The following is a 24,618-nucleotide window of genomic DNA, read 5'->3' on the forward strand; positions in this document are numbered from 1 at the left end:
TGTACAGAAAGGAAGGAAGACAGATCGCTGCGACTGATCCCATGCGGGTCTTGGTCCATATCAAACTTGCTGGAATAAATGCAGCCGGAAACACCAGCATTGCTGGCGTTTCCGGCTAACGTCAAACATACTGAGATGACTAATCCGCATCCCGGCTCCGGGATGAACGGAGGCGCGATGGAAACCCCAGCAAGTATTGCCGGTTCAGCCGGCGCAGAGATGGCCTATCTGGAAGTCATCGGGGATGGCACGGGCAAGCCGATCGTCTTTCCTCTCCATGATGAAGTCGTCATCGGGCGTGACCCGCAGGATTCGCTGGCCTCCGACAAATTCCTCTGCATCCCCGAGCACACGGTGAGCCGGCGCCATGCGCGCATTTCGCGCCGGGGCGATATCTATTTCGTGGAAGACTTGCATTCATTCAATGGCACATACGTGCTCGGCAAGCGGCTCGCGCCCGGTGCATGGCATCCGCTGCGGGATGGGGACGAACTCAGCGTCTCGTCCGCCCAGATCGTGTTCCATTCGCTGATCGAACCCGACCGCGACAGCATGCCGACCATCATCACCAAGGCCGTCGACGCGACGGAGTACACGCGGGTTTCCGAAGCGCCGGCCGAGGCGGCCCAGGGCGACATGCAGCGCACGGTGCAAAAGCTGCATGCCATGGCACAGGTGAGCATCGCGCTGGGCGTGGTCACCGACCGCGCGACCCTGATCGAAAAGATCATGAACTTCATCTTCGACCTGTTTCCGCTGGCCGAGCGTGCCTTCATCCTGCTGCCGAAAAGCGAGGGCGAAGCACCGGCGCCGGTGGCGGCCCGGCGGCGCGACGGCACAGTCGAAGACCCGGACAAAGCCAGGATGTCGCGCACCATCATCGAGGAAGTGCTTAACCGGAAGCAGGCGATCCTCTCGGTCGATACCTTGTCCGACCGTCATTTCGGTTCGCGGGATTCCATCATTTCCCAGGCAATCCGCAGCGTGATGTGCGTGCCTCTGCTGCTGGAAGACGAGTGCCTCGGCCTGATCCAGGTCGATACTTCTTCCGATCCCTATGCCTTCAAGGAACAGGACCTGGAGATGCTTACCGGCGTGTGCGCGGAAGCTGCGGTGGCGCTGAAGAATTTCCAGCTGTATTCCGACATCGAACGCCTGCTCGATGGCTTCGTGCGCGCATCGGTGCAGGCGATCGAGGAACGCGATCCGGTGACGGCGGGCCACTCCTTCCGCGTCGCCGGCTATGCTGAACACCTGGCGCAGGCGGTGGACCGGGCCGATGCGCCCGGCCTGCGCCAGATCGTCTTCAGCAAGGACCAGCTGCGCGAGATCCGCTATGCCGCGCTGCTGCACGACTTCGGCAAGGTGGGCGTGCGCGAGCATGTGCTGCGCAAGGAAAAGAAGCTGCACCATGCCGACATGCGCCTGCTGGAACAGCGCTTCAAGTATGCCCAGGCTTGCCTGGAGCGCCAGGCGTACCGGCGGCTGGTCGAACTGCATGCCCGGCATGAGCTCAGCATGGCGGCATTCCGCGAAGCCAAGCGCGGAATCGAAGAAGGCTTGCGCGAAGAAGTCGACCGCCTGGAGCGCTTTCTCGATGCCATCCGGCGCGCGAACGAGCCCGCGGTTTCCGCGAGCGCGGGTCTGCCGGACTTGAAGGAAGTCATGGATTATGCCTACGGCGAATCGGATGACGCCATGCTGCCCTTGCTGGTGCAAGCGGAGTTCTCGGCACTGAGCCTGCCCAAGGGATGCCTCACGCTGGAGGAGCGGCGCCAGATCGAATCGCATGTGGCCGATTCCTACTCCTTCCTGATCCTGATTCCGTGGACACGCGATCTTGCCAGCGTGCCCGCGATCGCCCATGGCCATCACGAGAAGCTGGATGGTTCCGGTTATCCGATGGGCTTGCGCGGCGACCAGATCAGCGTCCAGACGCGGATCCTGACCATTTGCGACATCTTCGATGCGCTCACCGCCGGGGACCGGCCCTACAAGAAAGCGGTGCCGGTGGAACAGGCACTGGACCTGATCGGCCTGGAATGCCAGGCCGGCCATCTCGATGCGCGCCTGTTCGAAGTGTTCGTTGAATCCAGGGTGTGGACGCCGGCGTAAGCGGCAAGCATTGCCGCATTATCGACATTCAGATCGTCACGACATGCATACCTCAACTTTTTCCGCAGCTTCCGGCGAACGCAGGCACGATTGCCGCATACCGCCTGCACGCCTGGCGACGGCTGCCGTGTGCGCCTCCCTGCTGTGCGCCTGCGCCGATGTCCGCATGCCGAACTATCGGCAACCCGACACCCCGGTCAAGGCTTCGTGGTCCGGGCAGGCGACCCCGGTGTCGGCCTCCGAGGCGATCACGCCGGAGTGGTGGAAGGAATTCCGCGACCCTTACCTCGACAGCCTGGTGACGAAGGCGATCCAGGGCAACTTCGATGTCAAGGTGCTGGCCGCGCGCATCCGGGTGGCCGAAGCCGCGATCGGCGAAGCCCGGGCCGGCGCGCTGCCGACGCTGAATGCCGGTGCTGGCGCCAGCTTCGAAAAAAGCACCGGGCAGAATTTCGCGCGGCAATTCAACCTGAATACCCAGGTCAACTGGGATATCGATATCTGGGGCAAGGTCGAGAAGGGCGTGCAGGCGCAGACGGCGGAATACCGCGCGAGCGAGGCGGATTGGCGCGCTGCATACCTGACACTGGTATCGGATGTCTCCACCACCTATTTCCAGATCCTCCAGCTCGACGAGCAGATCGACAGCCAGCAGCAAGCCCTGGACAAGGCGAAGCAGATACTGGCGATTTATGAAGCGCAGTACAGGAATGGCCTGTTGCCCAATACCCGGGTGCTGCAGCAGCGCGCGGAGATCAACCGCCTGACCACCGATCTGCTGGAACTGCGCCGCGCGCGCAGCCTGTCCGACAATGCGCTGGCGACGCTGATGGGCGTGCCGGCCGGTGAATTCAAGGTGCCTTCCGGTCATTTGCAGGAAAAAATCGAACTGCCGGACGTGCCGTCCGGCTTGCCGTCGGAACTGCTCAAGCGCAGGCCGGATATCGTCGCGGCGGAATACCGGGTGCTGGAAGCCTACGATCTGGTGGGGCAGGCCAAGCTGGCGCAACTGCCTTCGGTCAGCCTGACTGCGAGCGGAGGAACGTCCAGCCTGGCTCTGTCCGGCTTGCTGAAGTCGTTCACCTTCGGCCTGGCGCCCGCGATCAACATTCCGGTGCTGGACCCGGGCGTCAGAGCGCGCGTCAAGACCAGCGAGGCGCAATCCGAGGTGATCGAACAGCAGTACCGGAAAACCGTGATGGCCGCGTTCGAAGAAGTCGAAAACACACTCGTGAATCTGGATGCGCACAAGAAGCAGAGAGCCGAACTGGAACAGCAGATCGAACATCTGCGGGTGGTCGCGGCCCAGGTGGAAGGGCAGCTGAAGGAAGGCATGGTGTCGCAGCTGGATGTGTTCGAGGCGGAGCGCTCGCTGCTCGGCACGCAGCTCGCGCTGCTGGCCAATCATCAGCAAATCCTGTCGGACACGGTCACGCTGTACAAGGCGCTGGGCGGAGGCTGGCCGCCGGTCGAGGTCAGCAATGCGCGCAGGTAAGCAGCAATGAATGTCGCGTCACCCCCTGTTCCCGATCCAGCCCTGAACGGCAAGGGGCGTGCGCCAGGCGGGCAGGAATCCGAAATCCTGCTGGAGCCCCTGTCCCATCCGGAACTGGGCGAGATCCGGATCGAGGAAAGCCTGTTCGCCGTCGGGCGAACCGAGCATCCTTTTGCGTCCTGGCAGCCGGACCTGGTGGCTGACTTGTCGCGCCGCCATGCACGAATCTTTTCCCAGTACGGCACCGTCTATCTCGCCGATCTCGGCAGCAAGAACGGCACGACCGTGAACGGCGTCGAGGTGCGCCAGAAAACCGTGCAGCTGCATGACGGCGACGAAGTCTGCTTCGGCGGGCGACTGCTGTACCGGGTACGGCTTGGCGTGCGCACCCGCTCGCCCAAGCCCGCCGCAAAACTCCTCGGCCTGACGCTGCAGCCGGAACGCGGCGATCACGGGCTGCAAGCCATCGTGGTTACCCAGTTTCCCTTCCTGGTCGGCAAGGCCGATGCCGCATTTTCACGCTACAAGGAAAAATACCCGCAACAGGTGAATTACCTTTCGCGGCGCCACGCCCATGTCTTCCTCAAGGGTGGTGCGCCCTACATCGAAGACCTCGGCAGCACCAATGGCACTTTCCTCAATGGCAAGCGGCTGGACGAACATGCGCTGCCCTTGCAGGAAGGCGATGTGCTCGGATTCGGCGGTCACCATTTCGTCTACCGGCTGAGCTTGCAGCAGGAGGATGCGCCGGCCGACCCCACCCTGACCCGGCTGGGCGTGCCCCAGCGTCCTGCCGCGGTCGGGACCGCCGATGCCGACAAGACCACCTTCGTTGCGGCTGCCGATTCTTTCCTCGATATCTTTTGCGTCGATCCGGCTCCGCAACAGGAAGACGAGGTAAACGAGGAAGCAGCGCGGCAGGCAGGGGGTGTTGCGGAAGCAGGCCAGCGTCGGCCGCGCGGCAAGTTCGCAGCCTTCCTGTCCGAACTGCGCGCAGTGCTTGGGGAAGGCGAGCGCAGGAGCAGGCGGCGCGCATGGTGGGCTGGTGGGGGATTTGTAGTCATCCTCGGCGCACTGGCATTCGCGTTCTACCTCAAGGCCGCGCCGGAGCGCGAGTTGCAGGACATGCTGGACCGCGGCGAAGCCGCGCAGGCGGCGGCGAGCGCCGACCATTACCTGGAACAGGCGCCCGACGATGCGCAACTGCAGGCACTGGGCACCGAGGCGCTGCTCAAGGCAAAGCTGCCGCAGTGGCTGGCCCATCTGAAGGCACGCGAGTTCGATGCGGCGAATGCCGACCTCGCCCACCTGCAGCGCCTCGGCAGCCACAATGCCGATGCCCGGCCCTTGCTGGGCGAGCTGGCGTGGATGACGGAACTGGAACGATTCATGGCTGGCAGGGAGGGAACGGATGCGCCGATCCGGATCTTTGCGGACGAGGACAGGATCAGCGCCTTCCTCAAGCGCTGGAATGAAGACACCCGGGAACATCAAAGGATGTTCTCCCGCATCGCTTCCTATGTGCCGGAATTCAGGGACAGCTACGCCGGAACGCTCAGCCACCTGCGCCGGCTGCAGAGCGACGACGCGGTTTATGTGGCCGCCATCGACCGCCTGAAGACCACGATCCGGAGCGAACTCGATCGCGACCGGCCGGAAGCTTTGGAAGACGTGCTGAAGGACTATGCCGAGAAATATCCGCGGCTCGCCGGGCTGGACAGCCTGCGCCAGGACCTGCGCCAGTATCTGGAAATCGATCGTGCCATGCGCGCACGCACGCTGGTCCCGCTCATCCGGCTGCTGGCCGCGACTCGGCTTGCCACTCCGCCGTTCCAGGCGAAGCTGCAAAGCCTGATTGCGAGCCGCCAGCTTCCTTCCGCCGACATGGTGGCGCAGTACCAGACGGTATCACGGGACTGGCGCGCGGGCAGGGGAGAGCAGGCGCTTGCCGGCCTGGAACGAATGGATGCCGGCACTTGGCGGGATGCGGTGGCGCAGCAGCTGGAGCACAAGCGAGCGGTGCTGCAGCAGTTCGCGCAATTGCAGAAGGCGCGCGGCACCAAAGGCTACGACGACCGGCTTCTCGCATTCTATGCCTCGCTCGATCCGCAAGAAGATGCCTATTTCGTGCGCGCGACCGAGGCCGATGTGAATGCCTACCGGGGCAAGGCGCTCAAGCGGGCGCAGGATTTGCTGGCGCGGGCTCAGACGCTGTGGAGCCGCTACCGGGAGAATGGCGCCATCGGCGGCGGGCAACGGCTCGAAGCCGGCATCTCCGGCCAGTTCCGTACCCAGGCCCGGCTGCTGTCGGAAGCGCAGGATAATGCGCAGCAGGGCATGCGCATCTATACCCAGCTGAAAGCCGATTATCCCGTGCAGTCGGGCAAGCTGCGCGATGACATCAATGCGGAAACCGAGCTGCAGCGCCGCTCGCTGCTGGAATTGCGCCGGGTGCTGGAACCCGGGCTGTTGAAGGCCAAGCTGGATTTGCTGGGAGGTCCAAGCGATGAAGAGCGGAGATCGTCTAAAACCCCTAACTGAGGCGCTCGAAGACCACAGCGCCGAAGGCATTGCACTCCTGACCGCCGAGCCGTCGCGCTTCACGGGTGCCGCGGTGATCGCGATGGTGGCGCTGGTGCTGGCTGGACTGGCCTGGTCGTTTTTCGGCCATGCGGACGTGATCGTGACGGCACCGGGCACGCTGCAGCCGGAATCGGATGTACGGCGCGTCTATGTGCCGGTGGATGGCGAGCTGGCCAATCTCTATATCGCCGAAGGCCAGCCGGTATCGAAGGGCGATGTGCTGGGCCGGCTGAATGCGCGTGGCGCGATCGAGGCCGCCACCAATGCGCTCGAAGCCCAGCTGAAACTCGAGGATGCGGAGCGGGAGTGGCGCCAGTTCCCGGAACGGAAGGCGCTGATGGAACGCAAGGCGCAGGCCCTGCAACAGCAGATCGAGGCGGAAGAGCGCCTGCATGAAAAGCGCATGTCGGAAGGGACGAGCAAGCTGGCGGAAGGGCAGAAGGCGCAGCTGCAGGAAGCACGCAGCAATCTCGACAATGCGCGCCGCGCGCGCGACCTTGCCAAGGAAGAGGCAGACAAGTTCGCGCGCCTGTTCGCCATGCCCGGCGGCGGTGGCGTGTCGCAGTCGCAGGTCGAAGCCAAGAAGAATGCCTTGCAGGCTGCGGAAAACGCGCTGCGGGTGGCGCAGTCGAAGCTCGGCGAATTGAATTTCCGGCTGAGCCAGGAATACCGGGAAGCCACCGAGAAGGTCGAGGGCAGCGGCCAGCAGCTTGCCAAGCTGCGCCTGGATTATGACGCGGCTTTGAAGGAGATCGCGATCGCGGAAGACAAGACGCGCCTGCAGGTGCAAACCGCCCGCCTGGTCGCCGACGCTGCCGCGCGAATCCGCTTCGAGAACATCGACAAGGATAATTTTCTCCTGATCGTCGCACCGGTGGACGGCGTCGTCACAGACGTGACATCCACCCAGCCCGGCGACAAGATACAGGCCAACGCGCCGCTGGGTGGCATCGCACCGAAAAATGCCCGGCCCGTGCTCAAGATCGCGATTGCCGAACAGGACCGCGCTTTCCTGCGTGAAGGCCTTCCGGTAAAGATGAAGTTCAATGCCTTCCCCTACCAGCGGTACGGCCTCATCGATGGCACGCTCGAATACATTTCACCGGCCACCAAGCCCGCGGGGCAGAACAAGCAGCCGGTGTACGAGGGACGCGTCACGCTGCAGCGGGATTATTACCAGGTGGCAGACAAAAGATATCCCTTGCGTTACGGGATGACGGCAAGCGCGGAAGTCGTGGTACGCGAGCGCCGGCTGATCGATCTTGCGCTCGATCCTTTCCGCGATATCGGCGGATGAGGGTTTCCCGGTATGGCATAAGAATTTCGATCACCCGGCTCAGCCTCCGGATTGCAGCGATGCCGTGAATGCCTTGAGATCCTTGGGATTAATGAACGGAATGCGCCAGGAGTTGAGCATGGCTAGGCATACCGGGCAGGCGTTATTCGAAGGCATGACCAGCAGCACCGCGTCGCCATTGCTCCAGATGCCAGTGATTCCATTGACTTCGGCGTGATGGAGATTGTTCTTGTCCAGGCCTTTGATCTTGTCTATGCCGCGCAGGTGCTCATCGCTTTCCAGCCAATCGCGGAATTTTTTCGGTACCAGCGATTTGTTCGCGGAAATCGGGATGTACGCCTTCTTGGTCCGGGGATCGTAGGCGACAAAGACGGCCACGGTATTGAATTTCTTGCTGGCCCCATCCAGGTAGGCATTGAGCTGCGCGCTTCGCTTCGCGGCTTCCTTCAAGACCTTTTTCGGAACTTCGACCTTCTTCGGTCCGTCCGGGAAATGCGCATCCATCTTTACATTCTTGCCTTTCCTCGAAGTGAGCTTCTTGATCAGCAAGGAAGCGGCGACGGAACCCGCCGTGGTGAGGACTGTCTTTGCATCGCCCTTGTTGGCGGCATCGACCATGGTTCCGGCCGCGTCGACCAGGTCGGAAGCGGTCAATACGGCTGAAATGACTTTTACCGCTTTTCCCTGTGGCAGGACATTGACCACCCGGCCCAGGTCTTCCTTCACGCCTTCCCAGGAGCCTTTCTTGACGCCTTCGCCCAGGTTCCGGACATCCAGGATGCCTGTTGCCGTCGACCCGGCGAATCCCATCGCAAGGTTCAACGCGTCCAGGCCGGTTGCACCGAGCGCCGCAAGCATGGGGTTGCCGCCTTCATTCACATACTCTTCCAGTTGGCCCTTCAATGTCGCTGCGGCTTGCTGGCCCTGACCAAAAAATTGCGACACGGCTTCCTCGGCCTGATCGCCGACCGATTTGCTTTTATCATCTTCGGTGGCAGGCGTGGTGTTTTGTGCGCGCTGGTTGTGATCATCATTGCCAGAAATGCCGCTGATGTTCTCCTGCAGTTTTTCAGGACGGTTGTTGTCGGATTTCGCCACATTGGACCTGTCCTCGTTTTTGATATTCGGTTCCGTCGGTCTGGCATTGTTGAGCTGGGTATTGCTTTTCTCGGCCGTTACGGAGATGACATCTTGAGGATCGATGGATTCGATATGGAAGGCGTAGTCGCTATAGATCGGGTGCGTCTCGATGTAATTCTTCAACACTTCCAGAGCTTTCACGCCCGATGGGTAATCACCCCAGCGCGCATCGAAAGTCGGTCTTTGTTCGACGATATGAAAGCGTCCGGCGGCGTCCTTTTCAATGTCAAGGAGCACCCAGTTGCGCGGATTGGTGCTTGACCTTCCTTCCAGCCATGCTTCGTCTTGCAGGACATCGGTTGGCAGGTTATCCATGGGATTTCGGCGATACTTTCCTTGGCGGCGACGTGGCCCATGCTCATCCGAACTGCGGCCGGATCATCACTTCCGCGACCAGTCTCGCTTCCAAGTTCGTGAACTTGTTGGTCATGACGTCGATCTCGATGAATTCATACAGGCTGCCGGCGTCGTCCGGATCGTTATTCACGATCCGCTCATAGTCGCTGTGCACCAGAGTGGCCGACAATTCCAGTGTGACCAGCATTTTCCGCAAGGGCGTTCCCTGCGGCTCGAACAAGTGGTATGCCGATGCCAGGCTCAGGAGTTCATGCAGCGAATGAATATCATGGGCCGGCTCGACCGGTTCCAGCAGATTGACTGCCCGCAGCAGCGGCGTGCCTATGGATTCGCTGAGCAGAGTGCTGTGCTTTTCGTAAAGTGCGGCATCCTTTCTCACATCGGCCGTGAATTCCACTTGATAGAAGGCGACATCTTTCAAGCCCAGATTTTCTGCCTTGCGCGGGGCGGTGGGATCGAGGTTGCCGGCTTGGCCCATGTTCTGCGGGTTGGCAAGAAACACCGTCCGGAGCAAATTCCGGTTGCCGTCGAAGGTATCGAGTTTCAGGCTGTATTCGAAATTTCCCTTGGCCGTCTTCCTGGAAGCTGCCAGTTCCCAGGCGGCGTGGACCAATGCCATTGGCTCCGGCATGGGGTAGAGGGGAGAGGTCCATTTGCACAGGCCGGTGCCGATCGAGACAATGGTCGGGATGCCGTCGACATCCAGCGCCCGCGCATTTTTGAATTTGCCGCGCTTGAAATCCTCGAAGCCCGCGATGTTGTGGACGCGATGCCGGAATGGGTCGGCAAACAGGGAGGGAAACATTTCCTTCATCACGGTGATCGAAAGGAGCGGCTGCGCCTGCCGCCTGAACAGGTCGAGCAAGTCGACCGTGTCGGATTCGATCAGCAATTCGATGGAAGACACGTCCAGCTGCTTTCCCTTGCCGAGTGGTTCTGTCCGCGATCGAACCTGGTTCGCGAGGTTGATTTGCCCCGCATTACCCGGGTCCTGGAAGTAGGCGGCGAGACCTGCAAGGCGGGTTTTGTCAATAATCATCTCTCACCCTCTCTTCGGTCAGATCGAACCAGAAATCCACCGACACGGATTTGCCCACGCCGCTGCCGAGGCGGACCCGCAGTGAGTCGTCGGCTGTGCGGAAATGCGTCCGGGTGGAAGTGGCAGGCAAGGTGAAATTCAACGGAATACTGCCGGTGATGATGTCGGCCAGTTCTCCCTGCCACATCACTTCCGCGCCATTGATGCGTTGCCGGTCGGTGCCCGGGACCGCCTTGCGCATCACCACGCGGTTCTGGTTGCCCTCGTCGCCATAGCTCACGGTGCGCGCATCGTCGAAGGACTTGTTCAGGGATTGGGCATAGGAATATCCCTCTTCCGATGCAAGGGTGCTGCGGTTGCCGACTGATCCCACCGAATAGGAATAATTGACCGTGGGCGTCGGCTGAATTCCAAGTGACACGCCTACGCCGCCCGGACTGACGGAGAGCGAGGAGTTACCACCGCCGCTCAGGAGCAACGGAACAGTGCCGGTTGCCAGAAATCCCAGGTTGATTGCGTTGAATGGCCGGTTGTTGATTACGTCATCGATCATGTTAGTCACATCGACGATCGGTGCCAGAGGGTTGACGCTGACGTTCATCGTCCCGCTGACAATCGGCACGGATGAGCGGCCCAACCAGGCGCGCGTATTCCAGCCGCCTACCCCCAGACCGGCAGCCGGGGGCGCCGGTACCAGCACACCCGGTTGCCCGATGTTCTGGATTTCCCCCAGCAGGTTGAGATAGCTGCGGATGGCATTCCATTCATTGGAATTGCCCTGAGTATCGGTCAGGCGAGGATACTGGTTGGCGCTGTGGGTGCGGATTTCCCGGTTGCCGAGGGTGCTGAATCCGAAAGCGCTGCCCTGTTCGCTCGGTGCATCCGGCGCCTGCTGGCCTGACCAGTGCGGCAGTGGGCCGTACCAGCGCTCCGGGCCGCTGATGAAGTCCTGATGGCCAGCGGTCGTTCCGGTTTCCGTGCGCCGCCAGGAATCGGAATAGGCTTCCATACGGCGGATGTCGTAATTCCTGCGGCCTGCGCCCAATGCCTTATCGGCGCTGATGGCGTCGTTGTAGCTGCTTTGTTCGAATTCGACCGCCCGGCGCCTGACGTTGCTGTAGATTTTCGCGACGCCTACCTGCAACAGGTCAACGAGGCTGTTGGCGCGGAACAGCACGCTCTTGCGTTCGCCGGCAATGAAGCGCTCGATGCTGAAATTGAAACCATTGTCTCCCAGCAGACTGTAATCCTCGGCGAGGTTCGACCCGACAAGCCGGAAATTGAGGCTCTTGACTTGCTGGGTAACGGCCGCCCGCGGATGAACCGAGACGTGGGCCGACTGGATGCATTTGCACGCCTTGACGGCAAACTGGCCAGCCTTGTCGTCGCGGTTGGAAAGCTCGATGGCAAAGTAGCGCGAATTCGACGGCCTGAGGAATTTGACGCCATCCAGAGTGAGGCTGAGGAGCAGTTCCGACAGGTCGTCGATCTGGACGTCCGCCAGCAGCGTCGCATGCTTGCCGTCGAGCGGAACGCTGACCGGAGACACGCCTTCCAGCGGATCGAGTTCGAAAATCCGGATGCCTATCTTTTCGCAGAAATCGACGTCGAGCGGTACGCTCAGGAACAGGCGCAATGCCTTCTCCAGCTCTTCGCGCGGAGCGTTTTCGTCGAAGGAAAAACCGGGGAAGAAGGTGGCCAGGTTTTCGAGGACGCGCACAATGTCTTCGGCGGAAATGGATTCCGGCACGAACGGCAGGAAGATCTTGATGCCGGCCACGCTGCGCTCGTATTCCTCCGCCTGCTCGGTACACAGCAGTACTGATTCGCCGGATGCGATCATGGAAGAAACGAAACATTCCGTAAGCCTAGTCTGTGGATGTTCCCGGTCGAGGAATTCTCTTTTGGGAAGATAGTCCCTCTGCTGCCCGAACATGCTGGCGGCGGTGAAGTCAAAGTATTCACCGTTGCTGCCGCTGCTGTCGGTCAGGATGTACTTGTCTTCGATGTCGGTGGAAAAGGCATTCTCGACGCTCGGATGGCGCGACGGCTTCAGGCGTCCCGTCCTGCCGGCTCCTAGCAGACCCGCACATACCGGCGGCCGGTAACGGGTTTTCTCTCTGTACTGGAACACATAGAAATAAGGAATGATGAAGCCGTATCTTTCCTCGATGGCAATGTTGTCGCCGGAGGACTTCATGCGCCTCAGTATCCGCGGGTAATCGGAAAGATGCACCGTCACCACATTGGTCAGGGTAGGGTCGATGCATAGATAGTGGAAGCTGGAGTGCGAAATGATGTCCTGCTTCGTGGCCGAGATTTCCGCGTCGAGAAATTCAAAGGCCGCGCTTGAATCCTTTTCATCGCCCGTCAGCCCAAGGCAGGTCAGGCGCACTTCACGCGGTAGGCCGAAGTTGGCGGAATTCTCGCCTTCGTCCTGCATGCGCGAGCGGGAAAACGGCAGATAGGGATAGCCGCCGAAACAGATGCCGCCAACCAGGAATTTGTCAGGCAAGAGGATGGAAAACTTTGCTGACAGCTTTCTGGAGACATCAGTCGTTGCCGTCGTCTTGCTGAGCGCGAACAGGGACAGGACTTGCGCATCCGGGCCAAATGGCAGCGGCGCCGGCGGTACTGGCAAGGTATCCATGCCTGCGCCCGGTACGAGGCTGGTGCCACCGATGTCATAAACCGGCAGGTAGTTCCGGTAATGCGGATCCGTTATCGTTGCCGTGATGCCTGGCTTCGCCACGACCTCGTATTCGATTTGAAGCTGCTTCGACTCCTGCGATTCGAAAGTCTGGCTGATCTTGGGCGTCTTTCCAAGTGGAATAGCGTCGCCAAGTATGGTACGCAAGGGAAAAAGCGAAGTCTGAAGCATGGTTCACCTTCCGGCCTAGTCGTTCAATTTGGCGCAATGGTCTGCTCCCTGAATCGGCCGGAAAGATGGCGAACTCTTATGGCTCTAATAGTGTTTGCTCAAGCGCGGCATTCCTTGAATATTGGTCGATCTCGCTGTGTAACCATTGATGCAGCTCAAGGCAGCTATGCCTGGAATCGCGGCGATGAGCAGGTACGGTGCAACGTTGCGTACTTGTGACCTGCTTTATCTGTGCCTGTGCCCGCCGTCACCAATGTAGCGCGGGTCGGGCGTGAGGTAGACGCGCACCCGGTGGTTCAGCATGCCGGGCGGCGCCACTTCGTTGAGATCGAAGGCGTGGATGGTGCGCGCGACAAAGAAATTCCAGGCGAAGGACTGGTCGCCGACGTTAAACCTGACGATCTGCCCGCCTTCGATGTTCACGTACTTCGTCTCGGGCGTGATGACGATCGTGCGCTGGGCTGCGTCAAGCGGCGCCGGCTGGCCCAGGAGGTCGGTGTACTTTGTCGCGCAAGCGGCCATGGCCCCGACAGACAGCACGAGCGGGGCAAGGATGGAAACTCTCCGCTTCATTGTCGGCAGGCGCCTGGTAAGCATGGGAGGCTCGCGTGTGCTCGTGTAGATGCAGTAATGACCGGAGAACGGCCTCTGCGGTTCCGCATGCATGACATCCTGCGCTGCTGCCGGCACGCAATATGGGAGTCGTCCTTGTGCGCGAGCTTCGCTTGATCAGCAAAGGGACTGATGGTCCCTGATAATTCTCAACTCCACGTCGTGCCCTCATGCTGTAATGGGACATCACTTTGCGCACAGAAGAGGTGGACCGCCATGGTCGTAATCATCGTGCTGGGAACCGTATTAATCAGCGGCCTCGTTACAGGTGGCTTGATCGCCGTATTGACCCGGCTTACCGACGCCAACCGGTAAACAGCGAGGCAAGCCGGGCATCGGGAGACGGCATCTCGAATCAATGACAAGAAAGGATGAAACCATGAAACTGCTGATCGCACTGGCGTTGGGGACGGCTGTCCTTTCCGCTTGCGCCAACATGTCGAAGTCCAACCCGGTTGCCGTGGCGCAGCTCAAGCCGACCCAAGGCAGCGAGGTCAGCGGCACCACGAGCTTTACGCAGCAAGGCGACAAGCTGATCGTGAAAACCGAGGTCCGGGGTTTGAAGCCCGGTGCGCATGGATTCCATGTGCATGAGAGAGGCGATTGCAGCGCACCGGATGCCAGCAGCGCCGGCGGGCACTTCAATCCGACGAAGGAAGCGCATGGCAGTCCGACTTCCGTGCCGCATCATGGCGGCGACCTCGGCAACCTGGAGGCCGATGCCAGCGGCAAGGCGGTCGCGGAAGTCGCCATTCCCGTGGGCAGCGTGAACATGAAAAAAGGCGATCCGAACAGTGTGATTGGACGTGCGCTCGTCGTGCACGCCGATCCGGACGATTATGTCAGCCAGCCGGCCGGCAATTCCGGCAAGCGCGTCGCCTGCGGGGTCATTGCCTTGCAGTAATTTGGAGCAAGGCATGCCCGGCCCATGCGAGGGTGGCATGGGTGAATCCCTTCCTTGCAGGGCGGGCACTTTTGCCGCGTAGCCGATTGCGTACCGTGTTCCCTATAGCCGGACAGTGGGCGCGCCTTCTCTTCCATGAAAGAAAGCTTGAGTTAAGAGCTGGCGTCGACCAAGATGAATGAATAGGAAATTCATCCTGATATGTCCGATGAGGAACGCTCCGGACCCTGCCGGTTGGTGCAGAAGTGAACATGGCGCCGAAAATCTATGTCATCCATGAGAATGAACTCTGGATGGAGCCGCTGCGCGCGGCATTCGCGGAACTGGGCCTGCCTTATGAGGAATGGTACCTCGACCAGGGAGTGCTCGATTTTTCTTCGACTCCGCCGCCGGGCCTGTTTTATAACCGGATGAGCGCTTCCTCCCATACGCGCGGCCACCGCTATGGGCCGGAATACGCAGCGGCGGTTCTTGCCTGGCTGGAATGCCACGGACGGCGGGTCGTCAACAACGGACGTGCGCTCCAGCTGGAAGTCAGCAAGATCGCGCAGTATGCGGCCCTCACACAGCATGGCATCCGCGTGCCGCGCACCGTAGCGGCAGTCGGACGGCACCAGGTGATCGATGCGGCGCGCTCCTTCGATGGCTCATTCATCACCAAGCACAATCGGGCAGGCAAGGGGTTGGGCGTGCGTCTCTTTCGCAGCCACGATGCGCTCAGGCGGTATGTCGGGAGCGATGTCTTCGAAGAGCCGATCGATGGCATCACCCTGGTGCAGGAATACATCGGTGCACCTGAGCCTTTCATTACGCGTGTCGAGTTTGTCGGTGGCCGATTCCTGTATGCGGTACGTGTCGATACTTCACTCGGCTTCGAGTTGTGCCCGGCGGACGTGTGCCAGGTCGACGACGCGTTTTGTCCGGCAGGCGAGGCGCCGCCCGCAGCTTCCGCGCCGCGCTTTCGCATCCTGAAGGATTTTCGGGAACCGATTGTCGAAAAGTACGCCCGCTTCATCGCGGACAATGGCATCGGCATCGCCGGCATCGAATTCATCATCGATGCTGCGGGCACCATCTATACCTACGACGTCAATACCAATACCAATTACAACAGCGAAGCAGAAGCCGAAGCGGGCATGTACGGCATGCGCGCTATCGCTGCATATCTGGGTGAAGAACTGGAGATGTCGGTCAGACCGTGACGCCGGCGGCCGTGTAGTCACGCGCATCGTCGCGGGCTTGAGGCGAAATTAAGAGCCAGCCCGAAGAGGCTGGCTCCTGCAGTTCCGGCATCTGCAGACTTGCGTGCCTAGCGGTTGTTCAGGCTGATCTCGGAGGCGAGCAAGACATTCCCCTGCATATTGCCTTTGACGTAGACTGCCGCTCCGGGGATGAGATCGCCGGAGCTGATAGGTGCAATAAACGATGTAAAGCCATCCCACTTTACCGTGACGTTGCCGTTGCGCATGGTGAATGTCCGGTTTCCTGAATCAACATTGAAAATCTTGCCATGCACCTCGTTGAGATTGGCTTGCGGCTGGGTCTTGTCCAGAACCAGGATGCGTGAAGCCAGCAGGACGCCATTGCTGAAGCTGCCTTCGACTTCGACGCGCGCGCCCTGAGTCAGGGTGCCGATGAGCTGGCCATCGGCGGCGAGGCTGACTTTCAGTTTGTTGATTTCGAAATCAGCAGCCGATGCAAACTTCGTCACCACGCCTTCCAGCTCGGCATACTGGCTTTCCTGAAGGGCCGGGACCAGGCCAATTTGCCGCACTTCGCTGGCGAGGATCATTCCTCCTGCCGATATCGAACCTTTGATCCTTACTGTGAGGCCTTCCAGGACGCCATATGGCAAGCCAACGAGTTGGGCGCTGGAATACTTCACCGTGGTGTCGCCGATCTTGAAGGTGAGGGCGTTGCTGTTTGCTTCGGCGGCAGTGCCGGTCAGGCGTACCTCCGTGGTGGCGACAGGCTTTCGTTCGATGCGGGTCGCTTCCAAGGTACCCGCTGCATCAGGGAGTCCGTAGACTTCCACGATGTCGCCTGACTGCAGCCCGCTCACATCGGAGAGGCTGCGATTGTCGCTGTCGTCATATACGGTGTTCGGCGTGACGTTTACCGATACGCCGAGGACCTTGATTTGCTGGCCAACGAATTCGACCGGCCCTTGCACGTAACTGCGTCCGGCGATGCGTGAAGCGGTCCCGGAAGTCGCACCCGCAGCCACAGTGCCTTCGATATCGACCGTCATGCCGAGTCGCAGATCGCCATCCGTTGCTGGCGCATCGTCCAGCATGATGGTCGCAGAATCGTCGTCCATACGGATGCCGTTCACGATGACGCTCCCGAAGCCGGTCACCGTGCCGCTGACCGCGGCGCCCGTGCCGCCGCTGCCGACGCCGGCAACATCGACTCCGCCGCCGCCACAGGCGATCAGGATGGCTGCAAGGCCGGCTGTGGCCGCGAGCCAGAGCCGGCGGGGCGTGAACAGCGTGAGATGGGAACGAATATTTTTCACTTTGCTTTCCTGTCTAGATCGTTTTGCAGGTCCTGAGCGGGCTCGCGCTCGTCTTCTGCATAGAAATACATGCCCAGCCTGATACGGGCATATCGCGGCGGGTTGGCGCCGGCTGCAGGTTGGGCATCCTGTGTGTCTGGTTCATGGCGCGCGACTTCCGGCACGAAGCTTTTCAGGATGTGGGTCCATTCCTGGCGGGCCAGTCCTGCCAGTTCGGCAACCGCGTTCGCATGCACGGCATCGCTGTAAATGCTTTGTTCCAGGAATGCCGGCTTGATCCCAAGCGTGTTGCGCACTGCAGTGGCCGCATGGTCGTGCAGGTTGGCGCCCAGGTAGGCCAGCATTTGAGCGAAATCGGAGTTCGGCACGAAGGCATTGAGCCTGGGATGAACGCTCTCACCGTCGACGTCCACCAATCCCAGCCGGCTCAATTCGTTAAGCACGGTACGCGGGTGCACATCGGTGGAGATGCATTTGACGAGCGATGCGAAATCGTGCGGGGCGTCGCCGCGCCGCAGCAGTGTTCTCGGCTTGCCGTCCTTCTCGCAAAAGGCCGGATCGCTCAGCCAGCGGGTGAATACGGCAGAAGGCAGGCTGACGGACATCTTGCGCGGCCCGTCTGGTGTGGCGCGTGCCCGCGCACCGCTCAGGCGCTTGGCATCCTTGCGGTGAATGCCGGTTTTCACGGCCAGCCGGCTGTCGGTCATGCGCCGTCCATTGTCACGCACTTCCTCCCGCGCCACTTCAATGAACACGCCCTTCAGCATTTCGGTCAGTTGCGGATATGTCACTCCGTGACTGAGCAACAGTCGCACCAAAGGACGAAACGCAAGGGCGGCCTGCTGCAGCACCGCGACGCCTCCGGGCGTGCTGTGGACCGCATCGATGCCAGACTCATCGTCGCCTTGGCGAGCCTTGTTGTCCATATTGAAAGTTTCTTTCGCGGAAAGAACCCTCGCATTCTGCCATCTGGCAACTCTTGCCACCAGCGATGTTGCGCCTGAGCAGCAATAAATGGGAAAAAATCCCATTTATTGCCGTAACTCAATTATAGTTTTGGAACCGTATAAAGGCGGGGAAATCCGCCCGGAGTTGTCAAGGTGGCATCAATTCTTCAGGTTCTTCATACAAGGAAGCAGCGAATGGACAGCAACATTGCTCGCAGGCGGACAGATAGCCGTGGCTTTACCTTGATCGAGTTGATGATTGTCGTCGCCATCATCGGGATCTTGGCTGCGGTGGCTTATCCGTCGTATCAGCAGCATCTCGTCAAGTCGAACCGGGCGGCGGCGCAATCCTTTTTGATGGACATTGCGCAGCGTGAGCAACAGTATTTGCTCGATAGTCGCAATTACGCATACTCCGTCAGTGATCTCAATTTATCCACCCCTGAAAAGGTGGGCAGTTTATATACGGTTACGATTGATCCGGTTCCCGGCTCGGCGGTAAGTTTCATCGCGAAGGCAACCCCGATAGCAGGTAAAGCTCAGGCGAATGACGTTGTCCTGAGCATCGATAACGCCGGGGCGAAGACCCCCGCTGGCAAGTGGTAGGCGAACCATGAAATCCGCTGCTTGCGTCCCGATTCGCTTAAGTCTGTCGAGCATGGAACGCCTGCTTCGGCAGCAGGCGTTTACGCTCGTGGAACTGGTGACCGTGGTTGCCATCGTTGCAATCCTGGCAGCCATGGCGGCTCCGTCCTTTTCCACCATGATCGCCAACCAGCGCGCTCGGGCAGCCGCGACGGATCTGCATACTGCCCTGATCAAGGCGCGCAGCGAGGCGATCAAGCGGAATACGAGCGTAAGCCTCGTCCCGAATGTTGCGAACGACTGGCAGTCGGGCTGGAAAATCCCCAATCCTTCGAACCCCGCACTCGATATCGAAGACAAGGCCGCCGTTTCCGGTGTCACGATCACCGGGCCGGTCAGCGTCATCTTTCAAAGTTCAGGCCGGATCAAGGGCAGCACCACGCCAAGTTTCGAGGTCTCGGCTCCCCGTGCTACCAAGCGCTGGTGCGGTTCCGTCGACTTGAGCGGCCGTCCCTACCTGAAGGCGTCATCATGCTGAGAATCCGTTCAACTCGCCATCGGCAAGGTGGCCTGACGATGATCGAAGTGCTGATCACCATCGTTATCCTTGCGTTCGGCCTGCTCGGCTTGGCTGGCTTGCAGAGCAAGATTCACGTTGCGTTGGTGGAGTCCTATCAGCGGGCCCAGGCGGTTTTGCTCCTGACGGATATGACCGAACGGATCAAGGCCAACCGCAATCAGGCCGCAAGCTACGTTACCGCGGATGTGCTTGGCACCGATGACAGCCAGCCGGATGACTGTAATACCACAGCGATCGGTGTTGCACGCGACCACTGCGAATGGAGCAAGGCCTTGAAGGGTGCAGCGGAGGTCAAGGACACGGCGAATGTGGGTGCGATGGCAGGTGCGCGGGGGTGCATTACCGAGGTACAAGCACCCAACCCGGCGTCCGGAGTATGCACGCCTGGGATTTACCAGGTAACCGTGGCGTGGCAGGGAATGTATGAGACGAAAGCACCGGATGCTGCCTGCGGCAAGGATTTGTACGGAGCCGATACTCAGCGTCGCGCAATTTCCGCGCGGGTCTCGGTTGGCTTACCTTCCTGTTCCTGAGGCGAGGTCCTAATGCATCACTATTCCAGCCAACAGAAGCGGCGCGTACAGGAAGGCTTTTCCCTGATCGAACTGATGATCGCGATCGCGATCGGCCTGTTCCTCGCAGCCGGACTGACCGCAATCTTCGTCAACAACAGCCAGTCGCGCGCAGAAACAGAACGCAATAACCGCCAACTGGAAAATGGCCGTTATGCGATGTCTCTACTCACGGAAGATCTGCGGCTTGCGGGATTCTTTGGTGAATTCGATCCGACTGTCTTGACAGGTCCGACTGCAGTTCCCGACCCTTGTGCAACTTCGGTGGCCGACCTCAAGGGAGCGATGCCGCTTCATATACAGGGCTACGACGATGAAGCCGGATTTGCCGTGCCAAGCTGCCTCAGTGATGTCCGCAGCGGGACTGATATCGTCGTAATCCGCCGCGCCAGCACTTGCGTGGCGGGCAGCGCCGACTGTGAAGCTGTCATAGAAGGTACCCCTTATTTTCAGGCTTCCCGTTGCAGCGACACGAACGAGCTGGCCTCCGGCGACGTGACAAAGTTCTATGCGCTCGATACAGCAACAAGCAACCTGAACAGGAAAAAGCGCGACTGCACGACCAAGGCAGATTTGCGCCGCTATCGGACGCACATCTACTACATTGCGAACAACACCGATGGCTCGGATGGTGTTCCCGCCCTCAAGCGCGCGGAGCTTGGTCCGGATGGTTTCAACATCGTTCCCCTGGTGGAGGGAATCGAGAATTTTCAGCTGGAATACGGACTTGATACCGACGGCAACGGGGCGCCGGATCTTTACACCACGCAGCCGGAAAGCGGCTGTACAGGTGCGGACTGCGTAACCAATTGGAAAAACGTAGTGACGGTCAGGTTCAGCTTGTTGGCCAGAAATACCGAAGGATCGCCCGGCTACAGCGACGAAAAAACTTATGTCCTTGGCGTCAAGCAGGACGGTACAGCCAAGTCCGTCGGCCCGTTCCGCGACAATTTCAAGCGCCATGCCTATCAAGGTTTGGTAAAGCTTGCCAATCCGGCAGGACGGAGAGAGTGATGCACAGATTTTCAAACCATCCATCCCTGAGCCGCCAGAAGGGGATTACCCTTTTGATTGCCCTGATCATGCTGGTCCTTCTTACCCTGCTCGTCGTCACAAGCCTGAATCTCGGGAAGGGCAGTCTTCAGGCAACAGGGAACATGCAACATCGAAACGACACGATCAATGCCGCGCAGGAGGTGCTGGAGAGGACCATCAGTACCACGCGCTTTGTCGAGACTCCGACAGCGGTTTTCCTTAATCCTTGCGATGGGGTCCCCAACAGAAGGTGTGTCGACATCAATGGCGATGGCAAGAATGACGTCAAAGTCACGCTTACCCCTGCGCCGACCTGCCTGAAGGCGCAAACCATCAAAACCACATCGCTGGACTTGTCGAATCCGGAGGACGCCGGTTGCAGCCTTGGCACGCCACAGAACTTCGGAATAGGCATGCCGGGAACATCCTCCGGCGACTCATTGTGCTCCAACAGCTTGTGGGAGCTGCGCGCAGAGGCAGTTGACGACGTAACAGAAACCAAGGTGGTCGCCACGCAAGGCGTATCCGTGCGGGTGTCGAACGACAGTATTGCTGCCTCCTGTCCTTGAATGTAAGGGGAACCGTGATGAATAAATCCTTCATATCGAAGTTGCTCACGCTGGCGCTATGCCTTGGCCTGCTCGCTGCGCCACTGCAATCTGGCGCGGAAGATATCGATATCTTTACCGGCGCGTCCGGTGGCACATCCATCAATGCCAACGTCCTGATCATTCTCGACAATACATCGAACTGGTCGGCAGCCAAGCAGCATTGGCCCGAGGACGGCGGCAAGCAAGGGTTATCGGAGCTGAAGGCGCTTCAGACAGTCGTGGCAGGCCTCGGCAGCAATGTCAATCTCGGCCTCATGATGTTCACGCCGAACGGCTCAGGCAACGCGGGCGGTTATGTTCGATCCGCGGTTGTGCCAATGACCGACGATAACAAGACCATCATGAACGCCAGGATCCAGACCATCATCGACAACTTCCAGAGTTCGAGCGAGAAGGCGGCGTCCAATGCGAATTACGGCAACGCGCTATTCGACGCGTTCAAGTATTTCGGCGGATATACCAAGCCTGCCAATTCGAAGACGGATACAGCAGGAAGCCCGCTGGACAAGACCCACTTCGGACCGGCGGTGTTTAACGACCTGACACCTGTTTCCATGGCCGACCAGCGCGCCTATACCGACAGCACGTTCAGGACTTATCTGCCGCCGGGAACGGTCGCCAACATTTGCGCACGAAATTACATCATCTTCATTGGCAATGGCTTTCCCAACGCGGATGAAAAGACTTGGCTGTCAAATGTCGGTGGGGACACTACCGAGCTTCGCCTGACGAATTACGTTACGAAAACCACGGTTGTTGGAGATCCTGTCAATCTGGGTCAGTCAAGCGCCTGCTACGTTGATGCGGCGTCATGCGGAAGTTCCGGCTTCCCGGATTATCCGGCCTGCACGGACGGTACCTACAGCACATGTTCATGCCTGAGTTCGAGTGCCAATGGCGCTGGTTGTTCGAAAGTCAAAGGCAGCAACACTTTTAAATTCACGGTTCAGGGCATCAATACCGTAACGACCCTGGAGCCCTCCGGAACTTACCTGCCCTCCGGGTCGACAGCACGTACCGCCGACGAGTGGGCTAATTTTCTGGCCGACACTGATATGAACTCGGCGACCGGTCAGCAAAACGCGACGATGTTCACCATCGACGTCTACAAGGATGCACAGGATGCCAACCAGACTGCGCTTTTGCGCAGCATGGCCGATTACGGCGGTGGCAAATACTACGCAGCGACCAGCAAGGACCTGATCATCAAGGCGATGAAGGAAATTCTCGCCGAAATCCAGGCAGTCAACACCACCTTCGCTTCCACCAGCCTGCCGGTCAATGCGACCAACCGCACGCAGAATGAAAACCAGGTCTTCATTGGCATGTTCCGTCCGGACGCCGATGCCAAACCGCGCTGGTTCGGCAATCTGAAGCGATATCAGTTGATTAACTCTGCGGGGAGCATCGAACTCGGCGACGTTGATGGTGTGCTGGCGACCAATACCCTGACTGGCTTCGTCACCAACTGCGCAACCAGCTACTGGACCAAGGATTCAGGTACTTACTGGCAAAACGTGACCATGAATCCCAGTCCGGCCGGCGGCTGTACGACGACGGCTTACAGCCCATATTCTGATGCGCCCGATGGTCCGCAGGTTGAGAAGGGCGGAACCGCGGAAGTGATCCGCCAGGGGAATAATCCGCCAGGTACTGCAACGAATCCAAGCTGGCAAGTCAACCGGACCATCTATACCGAAAATGACAGCGCGCTGACTGCCTTCGACACGAGTTCTTCCGGCCTGTCTTCCGATCTGGTGGATTTCCTGAAGGGCTATGACTTGCTGGACGAGAACCGGAACAATGTGCGAACGGATACACGGGTGTCGGTGCATGGCGACGTCGTTCACTCGCGGCCACTGCCGGTGAACTATGGCGGGACCAAAGGGGTGACCGTGTACTACGGTGCGAATGACGGCACGCTGAGAGCCGTGGATGCGGCAACCGGCAAGGAGCGTTGGGCATTCGTTGCGCGCGAATTCTTCCCGCGGTTGTCGCGCCTGAAGGACAACAGTCCGCTGGTCAATTATCCGAGTTTGCTGCCGGGCGTTACGCCGACTCCGACGCCGAAGGATTATTTCTTTGACGGCACGACCGGGATTTATCAGAACGCCGACAATACGACAGTCTGGATCTATCCCACTACCCGGCGCGGCGGGCGGATGATCTATGCGCTCGATGTGAGCGATCCGGCCTCCCCTGTATTCAAATGGAAAGTGGGCTGTCCTAATCTAACCGATGACACGGGTTGCACCACCGGGATGTCGGCCATCGGGCAAACCTGGTCGGCACCGAATCTTGCGTTCATCAAGGGATTCTCCGACAACACGCCCCTGATCCTGGTTGGTGGGGGATATGACAACTGCGAAGATGTCAACAGCTCCAGTCCGTCATGCGAAAGTGCGAAGGGCCGCGTGATCTATGCGCTCAACGGCAATACGGGCGAATTGATCCGGGCATTCACTACCGAGCGCAGCGTCGTAGGTGATGTTTCCTATGCGGATATCGACGGTGACGGCCATCCGGATTATGCCTATGCCGCAGATACCGGTGGCAATCTGTACCGGATCAGTTTCATCGACATGTCGAATACTTCGGGATCGACAGCACTGGCAAGCAATGAATGGACTATCACCAAGATCGCTTACACGAGCGGCGCTGGCAGAAAGTTCCTGTTCAGGCCGGAAGTCCTCAGCAACAGCAAAAAGGTGTATATAGCGATCGGTTCCGGCGATCGCGAGCATCCGCTCCAGAGCCATTACCCGTATGCGTCATCCGTGGTTAACCGCTTCTATGTATATGTGGACGATCCGGCTTCCAACACGGTCGTTAACCTTGATGACACCAGCAAGATGTATGACTACACGAGCGACACGACGTGCAACACCACGCCGGTCCTGCCGGGCTCACGCATGAAAGGCTGGTTCATGAGCCTGGATCAGTATGGCAGAGGTGAGCAGGTAGTGACCTCGGCATTGATCGCAAGTGGCATGGTCACGTTCAGCACCAATCGTCCGATTGTCAACTCCAACCAGTGCTCCACGATTCTGGGTGAAGCAGGAGGCTACTGGGTCAACTTGCTGAACGGGTCCGGGGCCATTGGCGTGACCGGAAATTGCGGCGGTACCCGGCGAACCACCTTCGTCGGCGGTGGCCTCCCACCATCTCCAGTATTGGCTACAGGGGTACCGATCGATGGCCGTCCTACCACGGTCGTGCTTGGTGCGGCAAGAAGGGGTGGTGGTGCAAGCGTCACCATTAATCCGCAGGAAGTAAAACCGACGATCTCGTCCAGGCGGAAACGCACCTATTCTGCTACATCAACGGATAATTGAAATAGACGCGTA

18 protein-coding genes are annotated in these 24,618 nt (G+C 59.6%); 12 read left to right on the forward strand and 6 right to left on the reverse strand.

The window, feature by feature from the left end:
* The first annotated feature begins 177 nt into the window (after nucleotides 1-177).
* The 4 genes from HGHM_RS17705 to HGHM_RS17720 are packed head-to-tail and all read left to right on the forward strand — an operon-like array spanning nucleotide 178 to nucleotide 7,490.
* On the forward strand, nucleotides 178-2,115 hold the full coding sequence (locus HGHM_RS17705) for an HD domain-containing phosphohydrolase (protein ID WP_051155359.1): 1,938 nt from the start codon (nucleotides 178-180) through the stop codon (nucleotides 2,113-2,115).
* Between the two features lie 43 nt (nucleotides 2,116-2,158).
* Nucleotides 2,159-3,610, forward strand: a complete 1,452-nt coding sequence (locus HGHM_RS17710) for an efflux transporter outer membrane subunit (RefSeq protein ID WP_019142901.1) — start codon at nucleotides 2,159-2,161, stop codon at nucleotides 3,608-3,610.
* Nucleotides 3,611-3,616: 6 nt separating this feature from the next.
* Nucleotides 3,617-6,151 (forward strand): FHA domain-containing protein, encoded by a 2,535-nt coding sequence (locus tag HGHM_RS17715; RefSeq protein WP_019142902.1) that lies wholly within the window; start codon nucleotides 3,617-3,619, stop codon nucleotides 6,149-6,151.
* A complete protein-coding gene (locus HGHM_RS17720) occupies nucleotides 6,117-7,490 on the forward strand; it encodes an HlyD family efflux transporter periplasmic adaptor subunit (RefSeq protein WP_019142903.1) in 1,374 nt (457 codons plus the stop codon). The genes HGHM_RS17715 and HGHM_RS17720 overlap by 35 nt, the downstream gene beginning before the upstream one ends.
* 39 nt (nucleotides 7,491-7,529) lie before the next feature.
* On the opposite strand, the gene HGHM_RS17725 is transcribed toward HGHM_RS17720, so the two are convergent.
* From HGHM_RS17725 to HGHM_RS17740, 4 genes are all read right to left on the reverse strand, one after another.
* Nucleotides 7,530-8,945 carry a hypothetical protein gene (locus HGHM_RS17725; protein WP_019142904.1) on the reverse strand — a complete coding sequence of 472 codons (1,416 nt, stop codon included), beginning with the start codon at nucleotides 8,943-8,945 and terminating at the stop codon, nucleotides 7,530-7,532.
* Between the two features lie 43 nt (nucleotides 8,946-8,988).
* Entirely contained in the window at nucleotides 8,989-10,026 is a 1,038-nt protein-coding gene (locus tag HGHM_RS17730; RefSeq protein WP_019142905.1) for a hypothetical protein, read from the reverse strand.
* Nucleotides 10,016-12,907, reverse strand: a complete 2,892-nt coding sequence (locus HGHM_RS17735; RefSeq protein WP_019142906.1) for a hypothetical protein — start codon at nucleotides 12,905-12,907, stop codon at nucleotides 10,016-10,018. The genes HGHM_RS17730 and HGHM_RS17735 overlap by 11 nt, the downstream gene beginning before the upstream one ends.
* 225 nt (nucleotides 12,908-13,132) lie before the next feature.
* Nucleotides 13,133-13,504, reverse strand: a complete 372-nt coding sequence (locus HGHM_RS17740; RefSeq protein ID WP_245549294.1) for a CzcE family metal-binding protein — start codon at nucleotides 13,502-13,504, stop codon at nucleotides 13,133-13,135.
* Nucleotides 13,505-13,898: 394 nt separating this feature from the next.
* Between HGHM_RS17740 and HGHM_RS17745 the strand changes: the two genes are divergently transcribed.
* Both HGHM_RS17745 and HGHM_RS17750 read left to right on the forward strand, forming a co-directional pair.
* A complete protein-coding gene (locus HGHM_RS17745) occupies nucleotides 13,899-14,423 on the forward strand; it encodes a superoxide dismutase family protein (protein ID WP_019142908.1) in 525 nt (174 codons plus the stop codon).
* Nucleotides 14,424-14,674: 251 nt separating this feature from the next.
* The gene (locus tag HGHM_RS17750; RefSeq protein WP_019142909.1) at nucleotides 14,675-15,625 is read left to right on the forward strand and encodes an ATP-grasp domain-containing protein; all 951 of its coding nucleotides are present in this window, start codon (nucleotides 14,675-14,677) and stop codon (nucleotides 15,623-15,625) included.
* Between the two features lie 107 nt (nucleotides 15,626-15,732).
* Here the strand turns inward: HGHM_RS17750 and HGHM_RS17755 are convergent, their stop codons facing one another.
* On the reverse strand, nucleotides 15,733-16,941 hold the full coding sequence (locus HGHM_RS17755; RefSeq protein ID WP_019142910.1) for a DUF5666 domain-containing protein: 1,209 nt from the start codon (nucleotides 16,939-16,941) through the stop codon (nucleotides 15,733-15,735).
* The gene (locus HGHM_RS21775) at nucleotides 16,938-17,867 is read right to left on the reverse strand and encodes a DUF6502 family protein (protein WP_019142911.1); all 930 of its coding nucleotides are present in this window, start codon (nucleotides 17,865-17,867) and stop codon (nucleotides 16,938-16,940) included. Before HGHM_RS21775 ends, HGHM_RS17755 begins: the two co-directional genes overlap by 4 nt.
* A gap of 216 nt (nucleotides 17,868-18,083) precedes the next feature.
* Here HGHM_RS21775 and HGHM_RS23840 point away from each other — a divergent pair, with 216 nt between their 5' ends.
* From HGHM_RS23840 to HGHM_RS21785, 6 genes are read left to right on the forward strand one after another with little or no spacing between them, the layout of a single operon-like run.
* Complete coding sequence (locus HGHM_RS23840) at nucleotides 18,084-18,494, forward strand: type IV pilin protein (protein WP_019142912.1); 411 nt, start codon at nucleotides 18,084-18,086, stop codon at nucleotides 18,492-18,494.
* A 52-nt stretch (nucleotides 18,495-18,546) separates the two neighbouring features.
* On the forward strand, nucleotides 18,547-19,011 hold the full coding sequence (locus HGHM_RS17770; RefSeq protein ID WP_019142913.1) for a GspH/FimT family pseudopilin: 465 nt from the start codon (nucleotides 18,547-18,549) through the stop codon (nucleotides 19,009-19,011).
* A complete protein-coding gene (gene pilV, locus HGHM_RS17775; protein WP_026076172.1) occupies nucleotides 19,005-19,586 on the forward strand; it encodes a type IV pilus modification protein PilV in 582 nt (193 codons plus the stop codon). Before HGHM_RS17770 ends, pilV begins: the two co-directional genes overlap by 7 nt.
* Before the next feature lie 12 nt (nucleotides 19,587-19,598).
* Entirely contained in the window at nucleotides 19,599-20,639 is a 1,041-nt protein-coding gene (locus tag HGHM_RS21780; RefSeq protein ID WP_019142915.1) for a PilW family protein, read from the forward strand.
* Complete coding sequence (locus HGHM_RS17785) at nucleotides 20,639-21,229, forward strand: hypothetical protein (protein WP_019142916.1); 591 nt, start codon at nucleotides 20,639-20,641, stop codon at nucleotides 21,227-21,229. The genes HGHM_RS21780 and HGHM_RS17785 overlap by 1 nt, the downstream gene beginning before the upstream one ends.
* A gap of 17 nt (nucleotides 21,230-21,246) precedes the next feature.
* Nucleotides 21,247-24,606, forward strand: a complete 3,360-nt coding sequence (locus HGHM_RS21785) for a pilus assembly protein (protein ID WP_019142917.1) — start codon at nucleotides 21,247-21,249, stop codon at nucleotides 24,604-24,606.
* The last annotated feature ends 12 nt before the right edge of the window (nucleotides 24,607-24,618 follow it).

It is taken from the genome of Noviherbaspirillum massiliense JC206, from assembly GCF_000312045.1.
In the GTDB taxonomy this organism is placed as follows: domain Bacteria; phylum Pseudomonadota; class Gammaproteobacteria; order Burkholderiales; family Burkholderiaceae_D; genus Noviherbaspirillum; species Noviherbaspirillum massiliense.

Excerpts from the sequence above, each read along its gene's own strand:
- HGHM_RS17705 (WP_051155359.1), top strand. The coding sequence starts at position 178 with ATGGAAACCCCAGCAAGTATTGCCGGTTCAGCCGGCGCAGAGATGGCC.
- HGHM_RS17710 (WP_019142901.1), top strand. The coding sequence starts at position 2,159 with ATGCATACCTCAACTTTTTCCGCAGCTTCCGGCGAACGCAGGCACGAT.
- HGHM_RS17715 (WP_019142902.1), top strand. The coding sequence starts at position 3,617 with ATGAATGTCGCGTCACCCCCTGTTCCCGATCCAGCCCTGAACGGCAAG.
- HGHM_RS17720 (WP_019142903.1), top strand. The coding sequence starts at position 6,117 with ATGAAGAGCGGAGATCGTCTAAAACCCCTAACTGAGGCGCTCGAAGAC.
- HGHM_RS17725 (WP_019142904.1), bottom strand. The coding sequence starts at position 8,945 with ATGGATAACCTGCCAACCGATGTCCTGCAAGACGAAGCATGGCTGGAA.
- HGHM_RS17730 (WP_019142905.1), bottom strand. The coding sequence starts at position 10,026 with ATGATTATTGACAAAACCCGCCTTGCAGGTCTCGCCGCCTACTTCCAG.
- HGHM_RS17735 (WP_019142906.1), bottom strand. The coding sequence starts at position 12,907 with ATGCTTCAGACTTCGCTTTTTCCCTTGCGTACCATACTTGGCGACGCT.
- HGHM_RS17740 (WP_245549294.1), bottom strand. The coding sequence starts at position 13,504 with ATGCTTACCAGGCGCCTGCCGACAATGAAGCGGAGAGTTTCCATCCTT.
- HGHM_RS17745 (WP_019142908.1), top strand. The coding sequence starts at position 13,899 with ATGAAACTGCTGATCGCACTGGCGTTGGGGACGGCTGTCCTTTCCGCT.
- HGHM_RS17750 (WP_019142909.1), top strand. The coding sequence starts at position 14,675 with ATGGCGCCGAAAATCTATGTCATCCATGAGAATGAACTCTGGATGGAG.
- HGHM_RS21775 (WP_019142911.1), bottom strand. The coding sequence starts at position 17,867 with ATGGACAACAAGGCTCGCCAAGGCGACGATGAGTCTGGCATCGATGCG.
- HGHM_RS23840 (WP_019142912.1), top strand. The coding sequence starts at position 18,084 with ATGGACAGCAACATTGCTCGCAGGCGGACAGATAGCCGTGGCTTTACC.
- HGHM_RS17770 (WP_019142913.1), top strand. The coding sequence starts at position 18,547 with ATGGAACGCCTGCTTCGGCAGCAGGCGTTTACGCTCGTGGAACTGGTG.
- pilV (WP_026076172.1), top strand. The coding sequence starts at position 19,005 with ATGCTGAGAATCCGTTCAACTCGCCATCGGCAAGGTGGCCTGACGATG.
- HGHM_RS21780 (WP_019142915.1), top strand. The coding sequence starts at position 19,599 with ATGCATCACTATTCCAGCCAACAGAAGCGGCGCGTACAGGAAGGCTTT.
- HGHM_RS17785 (WP_019142916.1), top strand. The coding sequence starts at position 20,639 with ATGCACAGATTTTCAAACCATCCATCCCTGAGCCGCCAGAAGGGGATT.
- HGHM_RS21785 (WP_019142917.1), top strand. The coding sequence starts at position 21,247 with ATGAATAAATCCTTCATATCGAAGTTGCTCACGCTGGCGCTATGCCTT.